This is a genomic window from Cupriavidus sp. H18C1 (assembly GCF_049311595.1).
Lineage (GTDB): Bacteria > Pseudomonadota > Gammaproteobacteria > Burkholderiales > Burkholderiaceae > Cupriavidus > Cupriavidus cauae.
Map to the genome: position 1 here is coordinate 1,628,415 of NZ_CP186009.1, position 23,454 is coordinate 1,651,868.

General features: G+C 61.5%; 18 protein-coding genes and 6 pseudogenes. 16 read left to right on the forward strand and 8 right to left on the reverse strand.

What is annotated here, in order from left to right; all coding sequences use genetic code 11:
* Positions 1-19: 19 nt before the first annotated feature.
* A pseudogene (locus OJJOAM_RS23230) lies at positions 20-890 on the reverse strand (PHA/PHB synthase family protein); the annotation flags it as partial.
* A gap of 206 nt (positions 891-1,096) precedes the next feature.
* Between OJJOAM_RS23230 and OJJOAM_RS23235 the strand changes: the two are divergent.
* From OJJOAM_RS23235 to OJJOAM_RS23245, 3 genes and pseudogenes are all read left to right on the forward strand, one after another.
* Positions 1,097-1,936, forward strand: a complete 840-nt coding sequence (locus OJJOAM_RS23235) for a universal stress protein (RefSeq protein WP_422650002.1) — start codon at positions 1,097-1,099, stop codon at positions 1,934-1,936.
* 73 nt (positions 1,937-2,009) lie between these two features.
* Positions 2,010-3,369 (forward strand): annotated as a pseudogene (locus OJJOAM_RS23240) (MBL fold metallo-hydrolase RNA specificity domain-containing protein).
* Positions 3,370-3,415: 46 nt separating this feature from the next.
* Positions 3,416-3,913, forward strand: a complete 498-nt coding sequence (locus OJJOAM_RS23245) for a flavodoxin family protein (protein ID WP_422650003.1) — start codon at positions 3,416-3,418, stop codon at positions 3,911-3,913.
* Positions 3,914-4,001: 88 nt separating this feature from the next.
* On the opposite strand, the gene OJJOAM_RS23250 is transcribed toward OJJOAM_RS23245, so the two are convergent.
* The 3 genes and pseudogenes from OJJOAM_RS23250 to OJJOAM_RS23260 form a co-directional block, all read right to left on the reverse strand.
* Complete coding sequence (locus tag OJJOAM_RS23250; protein WP_422651039.1) at positions 4,002-4,451, reverse strand: helix-turn-helix domain-containing protein; 450 nt, start codon at positions 4,449-4,451, stop codon at positions 4,002-4,004.
* Positions 4,417-4,788 (reverse strand): annotated as a pseudogene (locus OJJOAM_RS23255) (cyclic nucleotide-binding domain-containing protein); the annotation flags it as partial. The pseudogene OJJOAM_RS23255 and the gene OJJOAM_RS23250, both read right to left, overlap by 35 nt.
* Positions 4,789-4,869: 81 nt before the next feature.
* Positions 4,870-5,316, reverse strand: a complete 447-nt coding sequence (locus OJJOAM_RS23260) for a hypothetical protein (protein WP_265632439.1) — start codon at positions 5,314-5,316, stop codon at positions 4,870-4,872.
* 439 nt (positions 5,317-5,755) lie between these two features.
* Here OJJOAM_RS23260 and OJJOAM_RS23265 point away from each other — a divergent pair, with 439 nt between their 5' ends.
* The 6 genes and pseudogenes from OJJOAM_RS23265 (at position 5,756) to OJJOAM_RS23290 (ending at position 12,322) form a co-directional block, all read left to right on the forward strand.
* Complete coding sequence (locus tag OJJOAM_RS23265; RefSeq protein WP_422650004.1) at positions 5,756-6,946, forward strand: PAS domain-containing sensor histidine kinase; 1,191 nt, start codon at positions 5,756-5,758, stop codon at positions 6,944-6,946.
* Positions 6,943-7,591 (forward strand): annotated as a pseudogene (locus tag OJJOAM_RS23270) (response regulator). The gene OJJOAM_RS23265 and the pseudogene OJJOAM_RS23270 overlap by 4 nt, the downstream one beginning before the upstream one ends.
* Before the next feature lie 953 nt (positions 7,592-8,544).
* Entirely contained in the window at positions 8,545-9,009 is a 465-nt protein-coding gene (locus OJJOAM_RS23275; RefSeq protein ID WP_422650005.1) for a universal stress protein, read from the forward strand.
* 272 nt (positions 9,010-9,281) lie between these two features.
* Positions 9,282-9,716, forward strand: coding sequence for a YeeE/YedE family protein (locus OJJOAM_RS23280; RefSeq protein WP_422650006.1), 435 nt, complete (start codon positions 9,282-9,284; stop codon positions 9,714-9,716).
* Between the two features lie 9 nt (positions 9,717-9,725).
* Positions 9,726-10,145, forward strand: coding sequence for a DUF6691 family protein (locus tag OJJOAM_RS23285; RefSeq protein WP_422650007.1), 420 nt, complete (start codon positions 9,726-9,728; stop codon positions 10,143-10,145).
* Between the two features lie 788 nt (positions 10,146-10,933).
* Positions 10,934-12,322 carry an SH3 domain-containing protein gene (locus OJJOAM_RS23290; RefSeq protein ID WP_422650008.1) on the forward strand — a complete coding sequence of 463 codons (1,389 nt, stop codon included), beginning with the start codon at positions 10,934-10,936 and terminating at the stop codon, positions 12,320-12,322.
* A 201-nt stretch (positions 12,323-12,523) separates the two neighbouring features.
* On the opposite strand, the gene OJJOAM_RS23295 is transcribed toward OJJOAM_RS23290, so the two are convergent.
* Positions 12,524-12,793 (reverse strand): hypothetical protein, encoded by a 270-nt coding sequence (locus OJJOAM_RS23295; RefSeq protein WP_422650009.1) that lies wholly within the window; start codon positions 12,791-12,793, stop codon positions 12,524-12,526.
* Positions 12,794-13,059: 266 nt separating this feature from the next.
* Between OJJOAM_RS23295 and OJJOAM_RS23300 the strand changes: the two are divergent.
* The 7 genes and pseudogenes from OJJOAM_RS23300 to OJJOAM_RS23330 all read left to right on the forward strand — a co-directional run bounded on the left by OJJOAM_RS23300 (position 13,060) and on the right by OJJOAM_RS23330 (position 21,381).
* A pseudogene (locus OJJOAM_RS23300) lies at positions 13,060-14,792 on the forward strand (phage integrase family protein).
* A gap of 197 nt (positions 14,793-14,989) precedes the next feature.
* On the forward strand, positions 14,990-15,595 hold the full coding sequence (locus tag OJJOAM_RS23305; protein ID WP_422650010.1) for a hypothetical protein: 606 nt from the start codon (positions 14,990-14,992) through the stop codon (positions 15,593-15,595).
* A gap of 12 nt (positions 15,596-15,607) precedes the next feature.
* The gene (locus OJJOAM_RS23310; protein ID WP_422650011.1) at positions 15,608-16,231 is read left to right on the forward strand and encodes a hypothetical protein; all 624 of its coding nucleotides are present in this window, start codon (positions 15,608-15,610) and stop codon (positions 16,229-16,231) included.
* 281 nt (positions 16,232-16,512) lie between these two features.
* Positions 16,513-16,935: a hypothetical protein gene (locus OJJOAM_RS23315; protein ID WP_422650012.1), complete on the forward strand. Its 423-nt coding sequence runs from the start codon at positions 16,513-16,515 to the stop codon at positions 16,933-16,935.
* A 175-nt stretch (positions 16,936-17,110) separates the two neighbouring features.
* Entirely contained in the window at positions 17,111-18,049 is a 939-nt protein-coding gene (locus OJJOAM_RS23320; RefSeq protein WP_422650013.1) for an abortive infection family protein, read from the forward strand.
* Positions 18,046-18,951 (forward strand): DUF2971 domain-containing protein, encoded by a 906-nt coding sequence (locus OJJOAM_RS23325; protein WP_422650014.1) that lies wholly within the window; start codon positions 18,046-18,048, stop codon positions 18,949-18,951. Before OJJOAM_RS23320 ends, OJJOAM_RS23325 begins: the two co-directional genes overlap by 4 nt.
* Before the next feature lie 1,425 nt (positions 18,952-20,376).
* Positions 20,377-21,381 (forward strand): ISNCY family transposase, encoded by a 1,005-nt coding sequence (locus OJJOAM_RS23330; RefSeq protein WP_422650015.1) that lies wholly within the window; start codon positions 20,377-20,379, stop codon positions 21,379-21,381.
* Here the strand turns inward: OJJOAM_RS23330 and OJJOAM_RS23335 are convergent.
* The 3 genes and pseudogenes from OJJOAM_RS23335 to OJJOAM_RS23345 all read right to left on the reverse strand — a co-directional run bounded on the left by OJJOAM_RS23335 (position 21,378) and on the right by OJJOAM_RS23345 (position 23,189).
* Positions 21,378-21,693, reverse strand: a pseudogene (locus OJJOAM_RS23335) (antibiotic biosynthesis monooxygenase family protein). The gene OJJOAM_RS23330 and the pseudogene OJJOAM_RS23335 sit on opposite strands and share 4 nt — an antisense overlap.
* A 50-nt stretch (positions 21,694-21,743) precedes the next feature.
* Positions 21,744-22,034, reverse strand: coding sequence for a DUF1330 domain-containing protein (locus tag OJJOAM_RS23340; RefSeq protein WP_149318345.1), 291 nt, complete (start codon positions 22,032-22,034; stop codon positions 21,744-21,746).
* 195 nt (positions 22,035-22,229) lie between these two features.
* On the reverse strand, positions 22,230-23,189 hold the full coding sequence (locus tag OJJOAM_RS23345) for a tripartite tricarboxylate transporter substrate binding protein (protein WP_422650016.1): 960 nt from the start codon (positions 23,187-23,189) through the stop codon (positions 22,230-22,232).
* Positions 23,190-23,454 lie beyond the last annotated feature (265 nt).

Here is a 23,454-nt window from a genome sequence, read left to right on the forward strand (position 1 = left end):
GTGGTTGGAGCCGGGGAGGTCATGGCTGATGGACGTAGGTGCCCGGCGCATCGGCGAGCGCACCTGGGGGAGGGGTCACGGGGGGCTTGGCGACCGGTCGATTTCGCTTCGAGCCACTGCTGCCAGCATGGCCACCAGGAGCCATCGGCACGCTGCGCGCCGTCGAAAAACGCCATATCGATGTCCGCCAGGGCGATCGGGTCCCCGTCGACACAGTACGCGCCGCGCGCCAGCTCGTTCGACAGATAAAGTCGATGCAGGCACTCGGAGTGAAGTCGGTATGGCAATCGCGTGGTATCGCGATTCCACGAAACAAGATCGTTGGCGCGCAACCGCTTGCCAAGCATGTACTCGTTGAGCACGCGAGAAGCCGCGCGATCGCGCGTGCCGAGCAGCTGGAATGCCGCGCCGAGCTGCCAGCCGTCGAGATATCCCTGGCTCCACATCAAGGCCTCGAGAACCGCCATCGCGCTGTGGTCGATGAACAGCCCCAACTCTCCGGGTTCGGAAAAATCAACCTGCGCGGCAAGAAGGGTGGCAGTGCGCAGCCGTTCGCCGTCGCCATCGCGCGCAAGTTGCGCGGCAGCGATGGCGAGCAGGGTCCCGCCAAGGCAATAGCCGACGCCGTGAACACCGGCGCCTGCGCATCGGGCGCGGGCGACGTCCAGTGCCTGCAGCAGGCCTTGCTTCAGATACTCGTTCATACCCGTATCGCGCGCCTCCGGGCCGGGATTGCGCCAGGACACGATGAACACCGTATGTCCCCGTGCCACAAGGTACCGGACCAGCGAGTCGTGCAGCTGTAGGTCAAGGATGTAGTACTTCATGATCCAGGACGGCACGATCAGGATGGGCGCGGTCCAGACCTGCGCGGTGCTCGCGGAGTACTGTTGCGCTCATGGCAAGGCATTACGGCGCCGGTCCGTTTCAATATCGACTGTAGGAGCGGGGGGCGATATCGCCTTGACCTGTGTCAATGGAAGAGCCGATCTGCCCGTGTTTCGTGCTAGGGAGCGCGCGCAATCCCTTGACGTGCATCAATACGAGTGGCGGTCCCTTCCGTACAGTGAAGGCATGTAACGTCAGGAGAATCGCCATGCCTTACAGCAACATCATGGTCCACCTGGACGCCGGCCGGCGTGCGATGCATCGACTGGAGCTGGCCGCAGGCCTTGCCAGGGATCACGGTGCCAGGCTGATCGGTCTGTATGCAGGCTTCATGCCGGATCCGGCCTGGTTCTATTTGATGGAGGGCGCCGGAATCGTGCTGGAAGCCGATCGCAGGCGCAGGCAGGAAATCAGAGAGGTGGTGCGGCGCCAGTTCGAGGCGTGCATGCACGCTTTTGGACTGGAGCGTGCGCAATGGCGGGTCGTGGAAGGGGTGCTGCCGTCTGCAGTAGTGCGCGAAACGCGCGAGGCCGACTTGATTGTCGCAGGTCAGTACGATTCGGAGGACCCGGGCAGCTATGTAGCACCGCAGTTCGTCGAGTCGCTCGTGCTGGAGTCTGGGCGCCCCGTGCTTGTCGTTCCTTACGCGGGGACGTTCGAGACGGTCGGGCGCAGAGCGGTGCTGGCATGGAACGGCAGCGGGCAATCGGCTCGTGCCCTGCACGACGCCGTGCCATTGCTGGCCGGGGGTGCCGTGACGGTGATCAGTGTCGAGGAAGAACTCAGACCACCGCACGCGGACGCCAGCCCGGTCGAACAGGCCCTGACAGCGCTGGGCGACCATGGCATTCAGGCGCGCGCCGAGTCTGCCCTTTGTGACGACGATATGGCGGTGGCAGAATTCCTGCTGTCGCGAACGGCGGACTGCGGAGCCGACATGATCGTGATGGGCGCATATGGGCGCGGCAGACTGCGCGAGATGGTGCTCGGTGGCGTCACGCGGACCATGCTGGCGGCGATGACCGTACCGGTGCTGATGTCCCACTGACCGGCAATGAGCATCTGCACGCAGATCGATTGCAACCCGCTTCTCAGAGGGGCGGGCACAGAGGATTCAGGACATGCGTTTGCAATTCTTGGGAGCGACGGATACGGTCACCGGGTCGCGATTCGTACTCGATACAGGACGGTCGCGCGTGATGGTCGATTGCGGATTGTTTCAAGGCTACAAGGCGCTGCGTCTGCGTAACTGGGACCGGTTGCCGGTGGAGCCGTCGAGCCTCGACGCCGTTGTACTGACGCACGCGCATCTGGACCACAGCGGCTACGTGCCGCTACTGGTCAAGAACGGCTTTCGGGGGGCGCGTCTACTGCACCGCTGGGACGGCGCAATTGTGCGGCATCCTGTGGCCGGACAGTGCACATCTGGCCGAGGAGGACGCCGCTTATGCAAATCGCAAGCACTTCTCGCGGCACCAACCGGCGTTGCCGTTGTATCAGACAGCCGATGTCGCGCGGGCGCTTCGCCGGCTCGAATTGGTCTCCTTTCATCAACGGCGCCGCGTGACCGATGACATCGATGTCGAGTTATCACGCGCCGGCCATATCATCGGCTCGGCTGTCGTCACGCTCCATGTCAACGGTCGTCGAATCGTCTTCTCGGGGGACCTTGGCAGACAGCAGGATCTGGTGATGCGACCGCCTGAACCGATCGAACATGCCGATGTCCTCCTCGTCGAATCGACGTACGGGAACCGGGCACATCCCCCGGACGATCCTCGCGACACGTTCGGAGCGGCTGTCACGCGGACGGTCGAACGTGGCGGCACGGTTATCGTCCCCGCGTTCGCGGTCGGACGCACGCAGACGATTTTGTATTGCTTGAAGTGGCTGCGTGATCAGGGCCGATTGCCATCCGTGCCGGTGTACCTGAACAGCCCGTTGGCAATCAATGCGACCAAGATATTCGCATTGCATCCCGAGGATCTTCGGCTAAACAGAGATCAGATCGCTTCTGCGTGCGAGCTGCCGATCCTCTTGAAGAGCACCGATGAGTCGATCGCGCTGAACAAGAGTCGGGCGCCGAAGATCATCATCGCGGGCAGCGGCATGGCGACCGGCGGGCGCGTGGTGCACCATATCGAGCACTTCGGAGGCGACGCGCGCAATTCGATCCTGTTGTGTGGCTTTCAAGCTGCCGGCACAAGAGGCGCTGCTTTGGCTGAAGGCGCACGCTCGCTGCGGATTCACGGCCGCGAGGTGGCGATTGAAGCCGAAGTCATCGAGATCGAGAACCTGTCCGCGCACGCCGACGCAGAAGAGTTGATGGGATGGCTGGGAACATTCGCCGCGCCACCGCGAAACACGTTTATCGTCCACGGCGAACCGCCGGCTGCCGATGCCTTGCGTCAGCAAATCGAGCGGCGGTTGCGGTGGCACGTGACGATGCCGGAGTATCGGGAATCGTATGACCTGGGATAGGACGCATCGCGCGGCGAAGGGCGGCCATCATTGAAGGAGAGCAGCCATGGAAGAAGTCCTGATTGTCTACTACTCCCGTACTGGCACCACTCGCCAGGCGGCCCAACAGCTTGCTGCGTTAACCGGGTGGCCGCTTGCCGAGGTGGTCGACGAGTCGAGCCGTGCCGGCTGGGTCGGCGACCTGAGGTGCGTGCTCGATGTCGTGCTGCGACGGCGTCCGGCCTACGGCTATCAGGGGCCGGGCTTTGCCGGCACCGAACATCTGGTCGTCATGGCTCCGGTTTGGCTTGGCCGGCTTGCTGCGCCGATGCGAGCCTTCCTGTGCGACCGTGGGACGCTGGCCAATGGCGTATCGGCTGTTATCGTGATGGCCTCGCGGGGCGGCCTGAGTGCCGGCGAGGAGATTGGGCGCATAGTCGGACGCGCTCCGCGTCCCATGTTGACCTTACGGCAGCGCGACGTGCAGAGCGGAGCGGCAGCCGGGGGCGCTGGAAGGCTTCGTGGCCGACTGGAACACCGAGCAGCGAGGTCAGGGCGCTCCTAACCGGCCAGCATGGCTTTCGCCGCGCGAAGCATGATCGACCGAAGTAGCGACGTGCCGCCGTAGTGCCGCACAAAATTCTACAGGCAATCTACAGGCGATCAAGGCGGTCCTTGTCAGTCAGTGTCACCTGCTTTCCCTTGACGGAGATCAGGCGGTCTTGCTGCAAGCGCGAGAATGTCCGGCTCACCGTTTCGAGCGTCATGCCAAGATAGCTGCCGATCTCCGCCCGCGTCATGCGCAGCCGCAAGTCGGTACCGGAGTACCCATGGGATTGCATACGCGAAGCAAAGTTGAGCAGGAACGAGGCTAGCCGCTGCTCCGCGCTCATGTCCGCCAGCATTACCATCATGCCGGATTCCCGCACGATTTCCGCGCTGAAGAGCCGATGAACATATTGTTGCAGGGACCTGACTTCCCGACACAATGCCTCCAGGGCATGGAAAGGGAATGACGCACACCGTGCTGTCTTCCAGCGCGACGGCGTCGGACGGATGATGGTTGGTACAGATTCCGTCCAGGCCAATGGTCTCTCCCGCATGATGAAACCCCGTGACGTGATCACGGCCGTTCCATTGCATCACGACTGTCTTGAATGATCCGGACCGGACGGCATAAACGTTCTGGAAGGCGTCTCCGGCCCGAAAGAGGTATTCGCCCCGGCGGACGCTTCGCCAGGTCTGCACGACGGTGGTCAACCTCGGTAGCGAATGATCGTCGACGCATGAGGCGACACAAGCGTGGTGCCTTTGCGGACAGTGCGTGCACTGGGCCATCGCGCGTTCGCCGGCCAGTGCGGTAGTCATCGACCCAGAAGAGCGGTCATCACGTATGGGCAATTCCGGATGCCGCGGGATGTCGGTCGTCGATTCCCTCATTGCTATCGCATTGAACACGTGAATCTCCTTGGGTGGATAGTCGCAATTCTCGATCTACTTGCTTCGGTGCCGCAGCGGACGCTATGCAATGGGCGGTGTCGCTATCAAAGGTGTTTGACGCACCTCGTCATCCGAGCGGCTGGTTTTTCCCAGCCGTTGCAGGCAATTCATCAACTCCGCGAACTGCAGCGTCATGTCCAAGCAGTAATCTGCGCCGGCCTCCAAGTACCGTTGCCGGCTCTGCCATGCACAGCCATGCGCCAGTAACAGTACGATGGCCGTCCGTGCTGCTTCACGGAGGCTTTGCAGCCGATGCAAGGCATCGCGGTGGCCCGCGCCGATGTCCAGGACAACGATGTCCGGCTGCACCGCTTCGACGGCCGCAATCGTCCGGGACGAATAGCGGCCGACGCCGATGCAAGCGACGTTGGGGATACGCCGGAACAATCTAAGCAGGCGTGCTGCGACCCATTGGCCTTCATGGACCAGGTAGATGGTCAGCGGACGTGGAAGCGGGGCCGTGTTCATGAGCTTAAGTATGGAAGGCCCCTTAAGCGGTAGAAAGCAGGGTTGGCTGAGATTGACGTCAGCACGACGTCCGGACTTGTCAGGGAATGCTGACAGGGGACTTCCGCCATTCCGGTGGACGAGATCGCCTCTCTGGGCCTGCGTTTGTGCCCAGTTCGGCGCGATTGGACTAAGATTCACGAAGCGACGCCTTCAGGCGGTGTGGCCGGCAGAAGACGGCAGTGGCCAGCCGGTTGCCACGATCGGGAGCCCGGCTAGACGACAACAGATGGGGTAGATATGCGCGGCGAACAGTCTTCCGGTGCTTCCCCCTCGACCCAGTCAGCATTCGATCGCACGCCATGCAGACCGCTCGGAATGGGTAGGGGGGCTGGCAGTCGCCCTGACCGTTGCGGCGGCGTTCTCGCTTGTGCTTGCCGCCAACGGATCGCGAATTATCATGCCGCTTGTTCCCGTCTTCGGTTTACTTGCAGGCGCGGTATTGGCGGTTTACTGGGTGCGACTTCGCCGCATGCGGGACGTGTCCACCGCGAATCTGGCTCGCATCCGGGAGAGCGAAGAGCGGCTCGCCGGCATCATTCGATCGTCGATGGAAGCCATTATTACCGTCGACAGTGATCAGCGTATTGTCCTGTTCAACCCGATGGCGGAATCGCTGTTTCGTTGCAACGCGAGCAATGCCATCGGCCGTCCCCTTGGCGATTTCATTCCGCCGCGGTACCGCGATGCACATGAGGAACACGTCCGTCGTTTCGGTATCACTGGCGTTTCCGAACGACAGATGGGGCGACAACGTGCCCTCTATGCGCTGCGCAGCGATGGCACCGAATTTCCGATCGAAGCCTCGATCTCGCAGACGGTCGACCGCGCCGGCAAGTTGTACACGGTGATGCTGCGCGATATCACCGAGCGTGTCAGAGCCGAACAGGCTTTGCGTCAGTCTCGGGAGGAATTGCAGCAGCTGTCCGACAGTGTGCTGACCGCGCGTGAAGAGGAGAAGCGGCGCATTGCACGCGAGCTGCACGATGACCTCGGCCAGAGATTGAGCGCATTGAAGATGGACCTGGCTATGCTGGGCGCCGATCTGGAGGAGGGCGGTGCCCCGCAGGCGGCATTGAGGCAGGTCGGCGCCATGCATCAAGTCATCGACGAGACGGTGGCTTCGGTACGGCGGATCGCCTCAGACTTGCGCCCAGCGCTGCTCGACGAGCTCGGTCCGGCCGCGGCGCTGAATTGGCTGGGCAAGAACACGGCCGAACGCTACGGCATTTCGGTCAGCGTGACCGCCAGTGAGGATATCGATCTTGCCGAGCAGGCTGCGGTCGCCGTCTTTCGCATTGTCCAGGAGGCACTGAACAACGTGGTACGGCATTCGCGCGCATCGGATGTGGAGATCCGCTTTGAACTCGTCGACGGGCAATACGAGCTGGTGGTGCAGGACAACGGTATCGGCTGGGACGGCCGCACGGCGCCATCTACCGAAGGAAGATCGATGGGGCTCGTAGGGGTGCGCGAGCGCGCGCGCCTGCTAGGCGGCGCTGCAACAATGGAGTATCGACCGGGCGGCGGCTTCCGACTGGCTGTTCGTTTCCCGCAGTCGGACGTGATCCCGAGCGGGGGGAAACAATGATCAAGGTCTTCATCGCGGACGACCATGCCGTCGTACGAGACGGCGTCCGGCACATTCTTGAACGGGCCGGTGGTTTCGAGGTCGTGGCGGAAGCCGAAGATGGGACGCAGGTGTGCAGCCAGCTGCGGCAACACCGCAGTGATGTGATTGTGCTCGATCTGTCCATGCCAGGGCGCAGTGGGCTGGAGCTGATTAAGCAGATTCGGACGGAGTTTCCTGGGCTGCGGATACTGGTGCTGACGATGCATGCCGAGGAAGAGTACGTGCGCAGGGCTTTCCGAGCCGGCGCGTCTGGCTATCTCACCAAGGAAAGCGCCGCCACGGAATTGGTCGCCGCAACCGGCAAGGTCGCATCCGGTGGCACCTACGTCAGCCAGGCGATCGGGGAAAAGCTTGCCACCGGGCTTCAGGGGGGGGGCGGCGCAATTGCCCCATCTCTCTCTGTCGGATCGCGAGATGGAGGTGTTCCGAAGGCTGGTTCTGGGAGAAACGGTCTCGGCGATCGCCGCCGGCCTTTGTGTCAGTGCGAAGACGATCAGCACGTACAAGATGCGTCTGATGGAGAAGCTCGGCTTGCCAAACGAGGCGGCGTTGGTTCGGTATGCAATTCGACATGGCTTGTTTGGCGACGATGCCACGCTGTGAAGCCTGTGCGGCAACGAGCGCCCGTCACCCGGCGGTTACCGATACGACGGCGCCTGGCGTGGGATAGTAGTCTCAAGCCAGTCGGTGCAGAGTGAGACAGCTTGGGACAGTTCAGCCGGCTGGTCAAAGGTTCCCCGCAGGGTTCGTACCAGCGACGACCGGCTGCACTGACAGTCAGCCGATCCGTCGCCACGGTCTGGGGCGGTGATGTCCGAGCTGTTGCCTCCGACAATAGTCAACGCAGGAATAGGGCAGGCATCCTGATTCTGGCTCCTGGCTAGGTCTCGCGCACCGCGCAGGGTCACCAAGGCGCAGAACGCAGCATGACCGGCCACCGCCATCGTCGCCTCTGACGCCAGCTCGCCTGCCGCTACACATACCAGAGGTATCGGACCGCACGGCGCCTCGGACTCAAGCCATTCCGCGACGCGCGCGACGCGGTGCACGAGATCCGTATGTCTGTGGAAAGTGTCGGCCGAGTCCCGGTGACGACGGGGGGCAATGTCGATCAAGGCAGTTGCGTATCCCAGCTTCCAGAGCTTGCGGCAGAAGTAGTTTGCCGATGCGATGCGCGATGAGGCTTTGCCTGCGTACAGCACCACGACGAGCGCTCTGGGCAGGGAAGGGCGGTCAATGACGATTCGCAAACGCTCCCCTGCCGCCTGGAGCGGTTCCACTCGGCACATATCCTCCTGGTCGCACACGCGACGGTTCGACGGTCCAGTGCTGCCACGGGTTCGAAGTCGCTGCGGTACAAGGCTTGTCTGCATGGATGTCTCTTTGGGGTCGTGTGGCTGCCACGCACACAGGCGGCCGGCTCGGGCAGCACTGGCGCTGCAAGGTCCGGTCAGACAATAGCCGCAGGAGAAGCCAGGGAGCTTGATGCAAATCAATAGCTGGACGGTGCCCGCTCATATGCTTGTCTCACGCGCAATTACAAGTGGCGGAGGGGCATGATCATGTACAAACGAATTCTGGTAGCGGTGGATGGCAGCGAATTGTCCCGATTGGCAGTAATGCAGGCCGCCCGTCTTGCGCAGAGCTGCGGCGCGATAGTCCAGGCCTTGTATGTTGTCGACAGTACCGATATCTACTACGGCATAGGCCCATACGATCCCGGCGGCGTCACCGAGGCGTTGCTGACTTACGGAGAAGAGGTTTTGAAGGACGCTGCGGCGTCGCTGGCGGGGGCCGGTGTAGAGCATTGTACGAAGCTGCGAAAAACCTCGGTGGCGCCCGGAAGGGTGGCGGCGACGATCGAGCTTGAGGCGCAAGAGTGGAATGCGGATCTGATCGTGATGGGCACGCATGGTCGAAGGGGGGCGCAGCGATTGTTGATGGGCAGCGTGGCGCAGGGGGGTGGTCCATCGCTCGACGCGTCCGGTCCTGCTGGTTCGTCATCCGGCTCAGCGTGCTGACAAATCGGAGCCAGCCACGGTATCAACTTCGAACGACGCACACTAGGGGCGTACGCCGGAATGGCGCCGATGGCCAAGAGGAATGGGAGGACCCGACCGGGTCTTCACCGAATGCGGTCGGGTTTTGCCCTTGGAGCGGAGGCATCCGCGCCGCCAGCCCCAGCTGTCCCTCGCTTGCCGGCACTCGGCTGGATAATTGAGCCGCTGCTCACGAGCCCCGCTGTGTTGGAGCCGGATCCAGTTTCCGCTGTACTGTCCTAAGGAATAGCCCCATGACGATCGACTGGAGTGCCTTCACTCCATTGGCTTCGCTGGCGGGCGGCATAATTATCGGCATCGCCGCCTCTATGTTCGTTCTGCTAAATGGCCGGATCGCCGGCATCAGCGGCGTGCTTGGCGGACTGCTCACGCCGGTGCGCGGCGATGTCGCCTGGCGCGTGGCATTCATTGCCGGACTCATGGGCGCTCCACTCATGTACGGAGTATTCTCGCAGCTGCCGATGCCGCGAATCGACGCCGGCTTCGGCACACTGACCGTGGCAGGACTGCTCGTGGGGGTAGGCGCGCGTTACGGGGCGGGATGCACGAGCGGGCACGGCGTGTGCGGCATCTCGCGCCTCTCGGCGCGCTCGCTGGTGGCCACTCTCACCTTCATGGCGTCCGGATTCGTTACCGTCTTCGTCGCCCGCCATCTGCTTGACGCTTGAGAGGAAACGATGCCTGGGTTCTTTGCACTTCTGGCTGGCGTTGTTTTCGGCATCGGCCTGATTATTTCGGGTATGGCGAATCCAGCAAAGGTCTTGGCATTCCTGGACCTGGCCGGTAACTGGGACCCATCGCTTGCTTTTGTCATGGCCGGAGCCATCCTGGTCGGCGTTGTCGCCTTCGCCGTGGCTCGCCGGCGCAGCGCCTCGCTGCTCGGACTGCCAATGCGAATGCCGACGGCCACCGTCGTCGACCGACGTCTCGTGGGAGGCAGCCTGCTGTTTGGCATCGGCTGGGGCCTCGCAGGTTTCTGCCCGGGACCGGCCCTGGTCACCTTGGGCATGCGAGACTACAAGGCGGTGGTATTCGTGGTCGCCATGCTCGTCGGAATGGGGCTATTCGAGCTTTTGGAGCGGGGGAAGGAGGCGTAGCTGAATTCGTGCCGGCAATACATAGCCTCTCACGGAGAGTCGGCGGTTTCGGTGATATCGGTGTAAATCCATCGGCGCGTTCGCGTCTCGTCCGGCAAGAAGGGGCTTGCTCTGCGATAGCTGAGTGTCGGATATGCGGGGACGGATGGTTCCGCATGTCCGACTGTCACACTGCCCAAGGCGCTTGGTAACGTGGTCGTAGCGTTTTCCGATTTGCGGGACGCGTCTGTGTCGACGACTTCGGCTTACGACGGACAGGCGGAAAGGACTGTGCCAGGCTCACCTGACCCGCGCATACCTTGAGCTCCGGAATCTTCGCGACGGGATCCAACGCCGCCTGCCCATGGCCCAGATGACCGCCATGGGCTTGGCATGGGCCAGCAAGGATGCTGCGCGGCGTCTACGGTATCCACTCTTGCGCAATCGGCCGCGGCCGATCGCTGGAACTGGCACGTACGCTGTCAGTCAATGCGCTGGTGGTTATGGAGATCTTCCACCTGTCCTTTATCCCGAATTTCTGCACAACCTCGTTGAACTGGAAGGCGGTGCGCGGCACGAGGGTGGTATGGGGCCTGGTAGATATTCGACGAACGTCCTTCGCGATCACGGCTCTCAGCGCACGAGGGCTACTTGTTCGGCCTCGCATGACGCTTCAAGAGCCGCGATAAAAGCCCCCGCACCGACGTGACTGCCGCCGCCGATCCTCCGGGTTTCCCGACGGCGCCTCACTGGCCGCGGAAGTGCCTGGCGTGGGGCCTTCGAAATTGTTGCTGGGATAAACTACACACATGAAACCCAGCACAACGCAATCGACACCGGACACCGCCAGCCTTCCGTCTGCCAGTTCGCCGAACCCGCGCGACATGGAGGCGTTGCCAAGCTACCCTGTGCCTGCGCCACAACTTGCGGCAGCGCCTCCGCAGAAGGCGAGGGCAGCATTGCCTGGTTCGACAGCGCTAGCGGTGACTCGGGCGCTCGGGGATCTGCCGTATCTCAAACAGCTGTCGGCACTGCAAGACTCAAACCTGTTCAAGATGAATCGAGCTATAGAAGATTCGCTTCGCTTGAGCGCGATAGGAGCGCTGCAGAACTCTCATGCAATGGCAGCGGTTAGGGCGTTTGAAGATTCCACGGCCATCAATGCAATGGCGAAGTGGCAGGACTCATCCATGTTGGCGGCGATTCGGAACCTGGAGGACTCCGCTCTCTTCAAGGCGCTGGCAAAGTGGCAAGACTCCTCCCTGATGGCAGCGATGCGGACGGTCGAGAGCTCGCCGTTCTTGAAGACGGTGGCGAAGTGGCAGGCTTCATCTGCCTTTGCGGCGACGAACAGATCGGAAGACTCTCCCTTCCTCGCGGCGATGACGGCTATAAAGGAGTCGCCCGCGCTAAATGCGCTGGAAACTCTTCAAGGTTCACCGCTCTTTAAGGCGATGGCGGCGCTAGAGGACTCGCCCGCGCTGGCGATGATGCGTACGCTCAAGGACTCGCCCGTTTTCAAGGCATTCAGCGGCATGCCGACACAGGCGGGCCAAGGCGTGCAATGGGACAGCATCGCTCGGACCCTGGTCGACAATGACCTATTCCAAACGATCGCAACGGCAGACAAACAGCGATTGGAGGCGCTATTCAGTCAAGCGGAAACCAACCTGCCGCGGTTTCATGAGGCTGCGAGTGTAGCAACTGGGCGGGACGCATTTACAAAGGGGGACGCATCGGATGTGGCGGAGGAGCTGCGTCTTGCGCTGTCCGCGGGCCCGTCATCCAAGCCCCTATCAGCAGGCGCGCTACTCTATCTCGCTCGGCTGATCATGTGCCTTTGGATGGTTTATCAAGCGGTCGCTCAATGGCCTGCCTTCCAGGCGGGTGCCTGCGACTTACAGGCCCGCTTGCTGACACTCGAGGCGCGCCAGAACATTCGCAAATTCACCAAGGGCTTGATTTGCGAGATTCCGCGCGAAACACTTAGGAGCATGCGCTATGTCGATCGTGCTGGCGTGCCGCTGTACCTACGGCCGGCGGTGCGTTCTCAAGTCGTAGCGAGACTACCTAAAGGCGCGGTACTTATCGTGTTGGATGATACCGACCGAAACTGGCTGTACGTTCAGTTTAGCCAGGATGACGTTGAAGCGGACGGGTGGGTCTCACGAAAGTTCGTCCGCCGCTTTGTCGAGTAGAAACGCGTAAATTTTTTTGTGATGGCGTGCATTTCTTCGTCAAAGAAGTACATATGTTGCCGTCGCCACGACTGGACGGCTCGAAGCACGTCGAAAACGAGGTTGAGACGCATACGTCGTCGTGTGTGAATCTCTTAGGCAGGCAGCACATGTGACGAGCTGTCTCTGATTCACACTAGAGAGGCCTAGGTCTGCAATGGGCTACGCCTCATGCTCAAGAATGAGCTCGTGTCGCTCTATGGACCCGTCTTGCGCTCTGATAAGCAAGACATTTCCTTGCAGGACATGCTCGGTCTCATCGTCACGACTGGTGTCCAGTCTGCTGGAAGCGACGCGGAGCGTGCCAAGCAAGGGGCCGCCATAGTCGAAAAACTTCAGCGTGTTTCCCTGGATGGTCACTAAGTTCCATGCACCGTTTGCAAGGCGTATGGAGTACGTTCCGGCTTCAAAAGCAGGTTCCATTGCTGTCATTCCTTAGTTGAAGGAATCGACACTAACACAACCACCTTCTTGTCCAACATGTCGGCGTGCCCAATGAGTGCCAACACCCGACGCCTCTGCCAGGCTCGCGAACAAGTCGGTCGACATTCCGGCGCAGGTGGACGTCGGCAACCGTCATTGAAGGCTTTCATGACGTTGCGGTTGCCGTGTCGAGTTAGGTGCCCTGCGTTGTTGTGGTTTTATTACGATAAGTATTCTTATCGTAATAGCCATTTCGTTGCGCTAAACTGGCGCCCATGAAATCGCGCCTGACCCTACCGAACTCCGCATCTGCCGCCAGCACGGGTATGGATACGGCCTCCGCCGATGCTTCCACGGCATTCCCCGATGCCGCCTCCCTGGCCGCGCTGCGTGCCTGGCATGCCGGCCTCAGCTCCCGGCAAGCCGTGGCGCAATACCTGGGGGAGGAGAGGGCGCGCGGCCAATCCTCGCGCGCCGTGCTGGGCCGCATTCGCCGCCGGCTCGCCTCGCTGGCACGCGAGCGCGGCCGCGACGATCTGGCCGCGTTGTTCGAGATACCGGCGTCGGCGCGGGTGGCGCAGGGCAGGGCGGCCGACCGTGCTATTGAGGTCTTGCGCACGCTGCCCACGCCACAGCCAGCGATCACCGACGACATCGGTCGCTGGCTGCCGGCCCGCGCCGTCGCCGCCTTGCGCGCCCACGGCATCGAGACGCTGGCGGCGCTGACGGTGCGCGTGCCCAGGCGTCGACGCTGGTGGGCAACCATCCCCGGGCTGGGCGCTACCGGTGCCAAACAGATCGAGGCGTTCTTCGCCGCACATCCTGAGCTGACCGAGCGGGCCCGCGCGCTGATCGTGCAGGAGCGGCGCAGCAGCGTCGTGCCGTGGGAGCAACTACGCTTGCCCCATCAGGTCGACGGCTCCGAAGGGCGCTTTCGCGCCCCGCGCGCGACGTGCACCTTGACCGCGGACAACGACTACGAGGCGGTGCAGGCCTGGCTGGCGCTGCACGAGTCGCCGGCCACTCATCGCACCTACCGCAAGGAAGCGGAACGGCTGATCCTGTGGGCCATTGTCGAGCGGCAGCGGCCGCTGTCATCGCTCACGACCGAGGACGCCGTGGCCTACCGCACCTTCCTGCGTCGGCCTACGCCGCGAGAGCGGTGGGTCGGGCCGCCACGCCCGCGCTCGTCCCCGGACTGGCGGCCATTCACGGGCGCACTATCGGCACGCTCGGTCGCCCATGCGTTGTCGATCCTCGGTGCGATGTTCCGGTGGCTGGTCCAGCAGCGATACGTCCTCGCCAATCCGTTCGCCGGCATCAAGGTCCGCGGCGGCGGCCGCACTGCGGCGCTGGACAATTCGCACGCCTTTACCGAAGGCGAATGGAAGCTGGCGCGGACGATCGCTGACGGGCTCGAGTGGTCCTACGGCTGGGAGGCCGCCGCCGCGCAGCGCCTGCGTTTCGTGCTGGATTTCGGCTATGCGACAGGGCTGCGGGCCAGCGAGCTGGTAGCGGCCACGCTCGGCGATATCGAAACCGACGGGCAGGGCGATGAATGGCTCAAGCTGACGGGGAAGGGCGGTCGCAGCGGCAAGGTGGCCTTGCCGCCGTTGGCGCGGCGGGCATTGGAGCGCTACCTGACGGAACGCGGATTGCCGATCAGCCGGAGCCTGTGGCGTTCGCAGGTGGCTCTCATCGGGGGACCTGACCGGCGAGCCGGATATCGGCATCACGAGTACGCGGCTATGGCATGTGGTCAAGCGGTTCTTTAACTTGGCCGCGAATGCCATTGGTACAGACCATCCCGCGGCGGCCGACAAGCTGCGGCGTGCCAGCCCGCACTGGATGCGGCATACGCATGCGACGCATGCCTTAGCCCGTGGCGTGAAACTGACCAGTGTTCGGGACAATCTGCGGCATGCGTCAGTGTCGACGACGTCGGTTTTACCTGCATAGCGACGAAGTGAAAAGAGGCTGGCAGATCGCAAAGGCCTTTGCAGCCTGAGCGGCTCGAAACAGGTAGGGCAACAGCCCGTTATTGCTAATGCATCACATCACAGCGCAAGTCGAAAATCACCACATTCCAAGCCGACTTGGTAATCATTGCAATGAGAATCTTGCGAAACTTGAGAGAGTTGGGTAGAGTTCTGATATCCAACTCTCCCGACCGGACCTATGTCGCGAACAACGACCGTTGCATCTTTGGCAGCAGAACTGAGCCGCAGTCCCGAAGCATTGCTGGAGCAGTTGCAGAAGGCGGGGCTGACGCATAGCTCTGCCGATGATGCCGTCACTGAAGCCGATAAGTCGGCCCTCTTGGCTTATCTGAAGCGAATTCATGGGTTGAGCGAAGACGCCGCACGCAGAAGGATCGTGGTCGAAGTGCGGAAAAAGCGGGTTGTTGTCCGCGGTGCCGACGAAAAGCCGGTGAGGTACATGCCGACGGGAGAGCCGATCCAAGCCATAACGCTTTCCACTGACGAATACCGCATGGTCCGGCGAGTTAGAGAGTCGCGTCTTATCGCTGCTCTTGAACCGGGAAGTCGGTGCGGCTTGGACATCGATCAAGCGTTCGCACTTCTCACCTTTGGGTACGACCCCGCAGTCATAGCGGCGCAGTTGCAACTTCACCAACTGTTCCGCATCTTCTTGCGGAAATTGGAGGCACGGGTCCGGCGGTGTTGCCATGTGACGGCCGTCGACGTATCCAATAAAGCGGCTCAGGTCCGGGACGTGCTTTCGTGCTTATTTGCCGAGCGGGAAGCCAGCATCCATCCCGCCTTTGCACCGCCCCGTGTTGTTGTCTGATGGAGTTTTGTTATGACACTGTGCACCCATACGCCTTCGGCTGCGACTCGCGGCCCGCAGCTGGTGGAGAAATTGGTCCACGACATCGATGAGCACCTGGAGCACACCATTGACGCCGGCGACCGGGTCCGGGTGATGGCCGTCGTGCGTCAGTGCCTCACGGCCACGCTCGGTCGCCCAGAAGCGCTGGTGGCCGAGGTCGAGGATCGACTCACCGTGTCATATCTGAAGCCCTCGGAGGTCATTGCACAAGGTCTGGTCGACATGTCGCAGGCGACGCTGTACCGCGCCGTGGAAGACGCTCGCTTTTATTGCGTCACGCCCCGCGGCAAGGCGATCGGCCGGGCATTCCCGGCCTGGCAATTTTCGCCGCCGGTGCCGGAGTTGCTCGCTCCAGTGTTGCGCCAGATGAAAGACCTGCCGAGCAGCGAAATCCATGCGTTCTGGGTTACCCCGGTCGACGCCTTCGATGACCTGACGCCGGCCGAATTGCTGGCGGGTAAGGTCTTCGAATCGCGTGCGGCAATTACTGCCGCACAGCGCAATCACCTCGCCGGACCCGCCAATGAGCGGCAGCGCAGGGTGATCGCGCAGTTGGCCGGGCTGCCCTCGCGCAGTTCGGATCTAATCAGCTGATGACAACGCCAACGAACATTGCACCGGAACACATTGCTGTAACCCTGCCCCAAACGTCGGTCCTTCACAGCGCTCTAGCCGGCGACCACTTTACTCTGTCCGCCGGCACTCGCCTCTATCGGGCAGTGCGACATCCGGCCGCGGTGATCCCGCCGTATGTCGATCATACCTATCGATTCGGCCCGCCCGCCGCCTTTGCGGGGCCGGACGGGCGCCACGCAAGATTCTGGCTGTACGCAGCGGCTGACCTAAACACCGCGTTGTGGGAATCTGAGTTTTGCGTGAACGACTTCACGCAGCCGGGCACGTTTTATATCCCGGCAGCCATTGCGGTGGACGGGCTGATTGCCACGTTCACCTTGCAAACCGATTTGCCGCTTCTCGATCTGAACGGGACGGTGCTGAGCAGGCTTGGGATTTACGACCGGGTCCACGGCGAGCACGCCTGGTGCCAGTGGTTTGGGATGCAGATGCTCGAGTTGCTCGACGGGTTCACCGGCGGTCAAGAGCCGGTGGGCTTCCGATATCCGTCTCGAAAGCACAAGAACCACGTGGCGCTTGCAGTCCAGTCCGGGGCGCTGGAGCGATTTCGTCGCAGCGTCGAGGTCGCGGTGACCCCGTTCGCCCAGACGCGGGAATTTGCGTCACTACGGGCCGACACAAACTATGCCGACCCGCTGCATGGACATTTCTCGTTGGACTGACATCAAGAGCCAGAGTGCTCCTCTTGCGCTCCTCTCGCGAGGCTTCGGGAACATGCGAGCCTCACGGCTGATCTTCGGCCACAAGCTTGGGGGCGAGTTGCACCGGCATCAAAGGCCGTACTCCAACGCGGAACCAAGATCTACACCGAGCGCAGGCGTTTGATGCAATCGGTCCTTGAAACTTGTCGCACGGGTGGCGTTTATGAAGCTCTCTGCATACACCATTTCGAAACTTGCGGACATCGTTTGCGGCGGCAATGGATGGCCCTATCGCCGGGGGACGGACTTGGTCGATCTTTTCAACCAATTCGGCTTTCGCGATGTATACGAGCCAGGATTTCCAAGTCGCGCGGTCTTCGCGAAGGAGAGGCTCACGGCAATGGCGGACAAACCGTCGATGGCGGATTTGCTCTCCGCGGTCACCGACCCGCGCCTATGGTTCGATTTGAACGTGCCAACTGGCACGCCGACGCATGATGAATGTGTAGCTAAGCTCAACGAGCTTCTCGCGTTTGACAACGTGCAGCTAGTCCGCGAAGGCGTTGGCTATAGAACCCGGAATATCGAGGGAACTCTGATCCTCGCTGAGTCGATTCCGGACGATCTTCCGGCAGGGTCGGCCGCGTCAATCGACGCGCAAATCCAGAAATGCCGGATGAAGATTGAGGCTGGCGATTACGATGGCGCCATCACCAATGCGCGTGCATTGCTTGAACATCTGCTACTTGCAATCGAGGAGGAGCTTGCCAATGAGCCACCGCCCTCGTTCGATGGCGACTTGGGTCGCCTCTTCAACCGCGTGCGTTCGCTACTGAACCTTGATCCCAGCAGAAAGGACATTTCTGACGCGTTGCGGCAAGTCATCACCGGCCTTGCTTCGATCATTCAAGGGCTCGGGACAATGCGAAACAAGATGTCGGACAGCCATGGCACGAATTACAAGCCCGCGCGCCACCATGCCAAGCTTGCGGTCAACTGCGCAATGACGCTCGCGGACTTCCTGTTCGAGACGAAAGCGTATCAGCAGGCCAAAGGACTCATCGCGTCGTCGGCTACTCCGCCCGCCGTCGCAGGATCCCGCCCAGTGGACCAGCGCAACACGAAAAACCTATGATAGGCATCCCGCCAAGCCTCTTTAAGTTTCGCAAATTCGAGACCAACACGCTACGCTTGCTCGCACAGGGCGAAGTCTATTTCGCACGGCCAGCGTCATTCAATGATCCGTTCGACTGCGATCCAGTAATCCAGCCTGACGCCGATCTTGGACAGCTGGAGCATCTTTGGAAAGTCCTTGCGTTGCGGCGAGCGCGCATCTCCGATCCGGACAGGGCCAAGGAGAAGGTAGCCAGGACTCTCAGCGAGTATCGCTACTTCGTGACGGAACATGGAGGCCGATACGACGATGGGAATGATGGATCTCAGGCGTATCGGCGGTTCCTGGCTAGAGACGTGAAAGAGTACGTCGGCGGCATCTTCAGCAACTATGGTGTGCTTTCGCTTTCCGTGCGCTGGGATAGTCCGCTCATGTGGAGCCATTATGGCGATGAACATCGCGGCGTCTGCATCGAGTACAGCACGGAGGCGCACCGATGCAACTTCCTTGCGCCCGTGAACTACAACTCGACGCGCTACCTGGAGACGGCGGATTTACACGATTGGTTGGTCACGCGATCAGTGGATGCGAAGGAGCGAATCTTCAGGCAATTCTTCTTGGCAAAAGCAGGGCAGTGGCGCTACGAGAAGGAGTGGCGCGCAGTCTTGAAAACCTCCGGAAGAGCGGAACGGCCTTTCAGAATCGCGTCGATTCTCTTCGGTCTGCGCGCTGATCCGGCTGTTGTGACCGCAACCGTCAAGCTATTGGCCGGTTCACTCGGCGAAATCAAGTTCTACCACCTTCGCTCAACTGACAATGGCTTTCGCTTAAAGCGGGAGCGGCTAGACGATTTCGAGATTGAAGCCTTCGGTGTCCGTGACTCGCAACTCTTTGCGGCAGACGACTTCGATTTCGAACCCTAGCAGGCTAGCGGTAGCATCTCTGCACGGGAGATTGAATGACGACGGTTGCGAAGGACCTTCAGTACGCGATTGGCGGTGGCTAGTGCGTCGGCTGGTGTGTCCTACTGCAGCCGTATAATACCCTTGCCAACGTTCTGCTATCTCCCTTGGTTAAAGCTGGATCATGAGCGCCCGCGCTGACTGGACATATTACCTGTATGTATTGAAGCTTACTGGAGGCAGGTACTACGTTGGCATGACCGCAGGTCCGCCAGGCCAGCGTATTAGCCAACACGGGTCAAGACACGGTGCCGCTTGGACAAGGCTGCATACGCCTATAGGATTAGTCGAGACCCGTGATACGAGGACCCGCGATCGTACGGTGGCTGAGCAAAAAGAGTCTCTGTTGACTTGGTCGTACATGCATAGGTACGGTTGGCAAAACGTCCGTGGTGGATTCTTCTGTGCGACTGACGAGCGCCAGACTCGATTAGCGCTGACGGCGCACGGTTACTTTGAGACGGCCCCGGACCAACGGTAGCCGTAAGATCGACCTTGGAGAACGCGGCAGCCTGCGAACTTGACTCTTGTTTCGTTTTCGGCCTGCAGTACGGGCGTCGGAATGAATGATTCTCGAAAACAGCTTATGTCGGATGCTTTGCATGCTGCCCGTATTCGGGGTGAACAGTACATACTCTCCGAACTGAGTAAATCTGAGAATCTAAATCTCGGAGACGCAGCCCGCTATTCGGGCCGTTCACAAAGCGCTATCAAGGTGGCACGTGAAAGCGGCCAGATATACGCGCTGGCTGCACCACATAGACCCCACGAATTTCGTTATCCACGCTGGCAGTTCGACGTGGAACCCGGGCGATTGAGGGCAGCGCTCGCTCCATTCATGCAGGCAAACGCCAGTTGCTGGGCAGTGCATAACTTCATGCAACGACCGATGGAAGCGTTGGGCGGCCTGCGTCCCATGGATTGGTTATCCAACCCCGAGCGTCCGATAAGCGACGTCGTAGAGCTGGCCGCCCAACGATATAACAGCGATCAGGGGGGCAGGATGATCCTGTGCTCGCGAAAGCGCATATGTACGAAAGCAAATGCACTTCAGGCAGTGAAAGAAGTATCTGCACTTAGTGCAGGTTTTACGTGGCTTTGCATAACAATTGACACTTCGGGAAGAAGTGGCCCGTAGGGCTCTTCATGCCGGCATTCGGTCGGAATAGTGCACAGCTTTCCGTTGGAGCACTAACGACTGGGATGTCGTCAACGGACTCTGCTAGATTTTACATAAGAAGTATTATCGGCCGCACGGATGTTGGCCGTTTTTTCTAATGTCGTACTTGGGACAAATTCAAATGTCGCACTTGCCCGATCCTGCCAAGCTGGCCGCCCTGGAGCCTTGTTGGGAGCGGGATCATGGGCCGAGCCGACACGATCACCATGAGCATGCGCGAGCTAGATCGGTGCAAGGTAGTCCAGTCGGTCGTGGAAGACGGTCTGATGGTATGGCGCGCCGCAGAGAAGCTGGGCATTTCCAGGCGCCAGGTTGAGCGGCTCGTACAGCGATACCGGCAGGACGGTCCCCGCGGGATCGTGTCTCGGAGATTTGGTCAGCCCGGCCACCATCAATTGCCGCCTGGTCTGGAAGCCCGGATACGCGGTTTGATTCGCGACAGCTATGCCGACTTCGGTCCGACCCTGGCCTGCGAGAAGCTGCGCGAGCGCCATGGCATCGAGATCTCGCCGGCTTGTGTACGCCGGATCATGATCGACGCCGGCTTCTGGGTCCCCCGCAAGCTGCGCCCGCCCAAGGTGCACCAGCCGCGGCACCGGCGCGCCTGCTATGGCGAGCTGATCCAGATCGACGGCAGCGACCACCGCTGGTTCGAGGATCGGGCGCCAGCCTGCACGCTGCTGGTCTACGTCGACGACGCCACCGGTCAGCTGATGCAGTTGCACTTCGTGCCGACCGAATCGACCTTCGCGTACTTCGAGGCCACAAGAGCCTACATCGAGCGGCACGGCAAGCCGCAAGCGTTCTACAGCGACAAGGCCGGCGTCTTCCGCGTCAATGCCAAGGATGGGCCGGACGGGCGCGGCTATACGCAGTTTGGACGCGCGCTGTTCGAGCTGAACATCGACATCCTGTGCGCCAACTCGAGCCAGGCCAAGGGGCGTGTGTGGAGCGAATGCATGGGACGTTGCAGGACCGGTTGCTTCAAGGAGCTGCGACTGCGCGAGATCGATAGCCCGGAAGCCGCCAATGCCCATGCGCCGGCCCTTATGACTGACTTCAACGTCCGATGGGCGAATCGAGCTATGAGCCGACGGCACAGCCCTGCCCTGCAGCGAGACGATCCGGCCAGACGACATCGTGGAGCACAAGCGGCTAGGGCATGTCTTGGACATCGCCGCCCTGACGGGCGCGGCGGCACGAACCGCTAGCGTACCGGCCCCGTCAGCTTGCCATCCCCATACTCCCGCTTGATTTCAGAGATCACCACCCGATAACCGTCGAGCCAGCGGGATTGCTTGGCCTTCGCTTCGATATGCGTGGGATGTCGAATCAGTTCGAGCAGCGCTTCTTCAGTGTCCCAGTAGTAGACATTCTGAATCAGCCCCGCAGCGGTGTTTTCCCAGGTCTCCTCACCGAGGTATCCAGGGATCGAGCGAGCCACGTCGGCAATCTGCTGATCGAGGCGATGGAATTCCCTGGTCGTATTGACCCGCCCGAAAGATGAAAGTCGACGCAAACATGAATGGCTCTGCAGGACTGCCGAAGAAGCGCAAATCATATCGCACGGGCGTCATTCGTACCCTTCGATGACGACCAGATCCGCCTCGGAGCAAGGCGCACGCAGCGCGATCAATGCCTGATAGTCCGGCGACCGGTAGCATTCGAGCGCGCGCTGGTAGCTGTCGAACTCGATCACCACCACGCGTGACCGCGGATTGCCTTCGACGACGGTCTTCTCGCCATTGCGGACCAGAAAACGCCCGCCAAATTTTTCGAATACTGCCTTGTTGGCAGCGATGTATTTCTGATAGCCGGCCATATCGGCAATATCGACCATCGCAATCCAATAACCTTTGGCCATGTCATCCCCCATCGTTCGACATTGACTTGCCATGCCGCCAAGGCGCTCCGGCGAGCATCCCGGTCAGGCGTCCAGACAAGTCTATAACGTACGACGGAAAAGTTCGGACCAGAAGTTCGGACCAGAAGTTCGGACCAGAAGTTCTGGACCAATACGGGTCAGCGGCGCCCCGCCGACGGACCACAGCGATGCGCCCTACTCCCACCGCGCCCCGGACTCCTTCACGACCTTGCTCCAGCGGTCGATCTCGGCGTCGATATGCGCGCCGAGCGCGGCCGGCGTCGAGCCGACGGGTTCATAGCCGTTTGCCGCCAACTGCTTCTTCATTCCGGGCTCGGCGATCACCGTGGCGATCTCCTTGCTGAGCCGGTCCACCACCGCCGGCGGGGTCCCGGCCGGGGCCAGTATGGCGTACCAGCCGTTGATGTCGAAGCCCGGCACGCCGGCCTCGGCGAGCGTGGGGACGTCCGGGGCCAGCGCGGCCCGCTTGCCGCTGGTCACCGCAAGGGCGCGCAGCTTGCCGCTGCGAATATGCGGCATCGAAGTGGAGATGCTGTCGAAGGTCAGTTGCACCTCGCCGGCCAGCATGGCGGTCACGACCGGGGCGCTGCCCTTGTACGGTACGTGCGTCATCTTGACGCCGGTCATCGAGTTGAACAGTTCGCCGGCGAGATGGCCAGTATTGCCATTGCCGGCCGAACCGAACGTGAGCTTGCCGGGCGCGGCCTTGGCTTCGGCAATCAGTTCGCCGATGGTATTGGCGCGCAGCGACGGACTGCCGGCCACGATCAGCGGCAGGTTGGCCACCAGCGACACCGGGGCGAAGTCCTTGCGCGTGTCGTACGGCAGCTTGGGATACAGGCTGGCGTTGATCGCGTGGGCCGCGAGCACCATGATCAGCGTGTATCCATCGGGCTTGGCGCGCGCCAGCGCCTGCGTGGCGATGGTGCCGCCGGCGCCGGGACGATATTCCAGCACGATCGGCTGCCCCAGCCGCTCCTGCAGTTTGGCGGCGACCGGACGCGCCAGCAGATCGGCGCTGCCGCCGGGCGGATAGGGAATCAGCAATTGGATTGGACGCGAGGGCCAGGTGTCAGCGCGCACGGGCGCCACGGCACCGGCCAGCAGACCCACTGCCAGCGTAGTGAGCAGCATGGCGCGACGGCGTGGCGTGAAGGACTGCGTCTGACTTCCTGGCGTGGTGCCCCTCTTTCCGATTGGACAGGCGAGCGCCTGCCGCATCCAGCGGAATGCCTTCATTCCTCGTCTCCTGTGTTATGCAGCGCGGCTCTTTTTTTGGCCAACTCATAACATAGACGGTCTGCTACAGCGCTGGAATTCGACGCTGGCGAACAGGCACTTAGGCACCGCGAAAGGCTGGGCGCATTGGGCCGCCTCCTGGCACGGGCTTGCGGCCGGC

What these genes read in the sequence shown, in the direction of transcription:
- OJJOAM_RS23275 (WP_422650005.1), top strand. Translation starts at nt 8,545, where the DNA reads ATGATCATGTACAAACGAATTCTGGTAGCGGTGGATGGCAGCGAATTG.
- OJJOAM_RS23235 (WP_422650002.1), top strand. Translation starts at nt 1,097, where the DNA reads ATGCCTTACAGCAACATCATGGTCCACCTGGACGCCGGCCGGCGTGCG.
- OJJOAM_RS23250 (WP_422651039.1), bottom strand. Translation starts at nt 4,451, where the DNA reads ATGCGGGAGAGACCATTGGCCTGGACGGAATCTGTACCAACCATCATC.
- OJJOAM_RS23285 (WP_422650007.1), top strand. Translation starts at nt 9,726, where the DNA reads ATGCCTGGGTTCTTTGCACTTCTGGCTGGCGTTGTTTTCGGCATCGGC.
- OJJOAM_RS23290 (WP_422650008.1), top strand. Translation starts at nt 10,934, where the DNA reads ATGAAACCCAGCACAACGCAATCGACACCGGACACCGCCAGCCTTCCG.
- OJJOAM_RS23265 (WP_422650004.1), top strand. Translation starts at nt 5,756, where the DNA reads ATGCCGCTTGTTCCCGTCTTCGGTTTACTTGCAGGCGCGGTATTGGCG.
- OJJOAM_RS23245 (WP_422650003.1), top strand. Translation starts at nt 3,416, where the DNA reads ATGGAAGAAGTCCTGATTGTCTACTACTCCCGTACTGGCACCACTCGC.
- OJJOAM_RS23345 (WP_422650016.1), bottom strand. Translation starts at nt 23,189, where the DNA reads ATGCTGCTCACTACGCTGGCAGTGGGTCTGCTGGCCGGTGCCGTGGCG.
- OJJOAM_RS23330 (WP_422650015.1), top strand. Translation starts at nt 20,377, where the DNA reads ATGAGCATGCGCGAGCTAGATCGGTGCAAGGTAGTCCAGTCGGTCGTG.
- OJJOAM_RS23295 (WP_422650009.1), bottom strand. Translation starts at nt 12,793, where the DNA reads ATGACAGCAATGGAACCTGCTTTTGAAGCCGGAACGTACTCCATACGC.
- OJJOAM_RS23325 (WP_422650014.1), top strand. Translation starts at nt 18,046, where the DNA reads ATGATAGGCATCCCGCCAAGCCTCTTTAAGTTTCGCAAATTCGAGACC.
- OJJOAM_RS23260 (WP_265632439.1), bottom strand. Translation starts at nt 5,316, where the DNA reads ATGAACACGGCCCCGCTTCCACGTCCGCTGACCATCTACCTGGTCCAT.
- OJJOAM_RS23340 (WP_149318345.1), bottom strand. Translation starts at nt 22,034, where the DNA reads ATGGCCAAAGGTTATTGGATTGCGATGGTCGATATTGCCGATATGGCC.
- OJJOAM_RS23310 (WP_422650011.1), top strand. Translation starts at nt 15,608, where the DNA reads ATGACACTGTGCACCCATACGCCTTCGGCTGCGACTCGCGGCCCGCAG.
- OJJOAM_RS23280 (WP_422650006.1), top strand. Translation starts at nt 9,282, where the DNA reads ATGACGATCGACTGGAGTGCCTTCACTCCATTGGCTTCGCTGGCGGGC.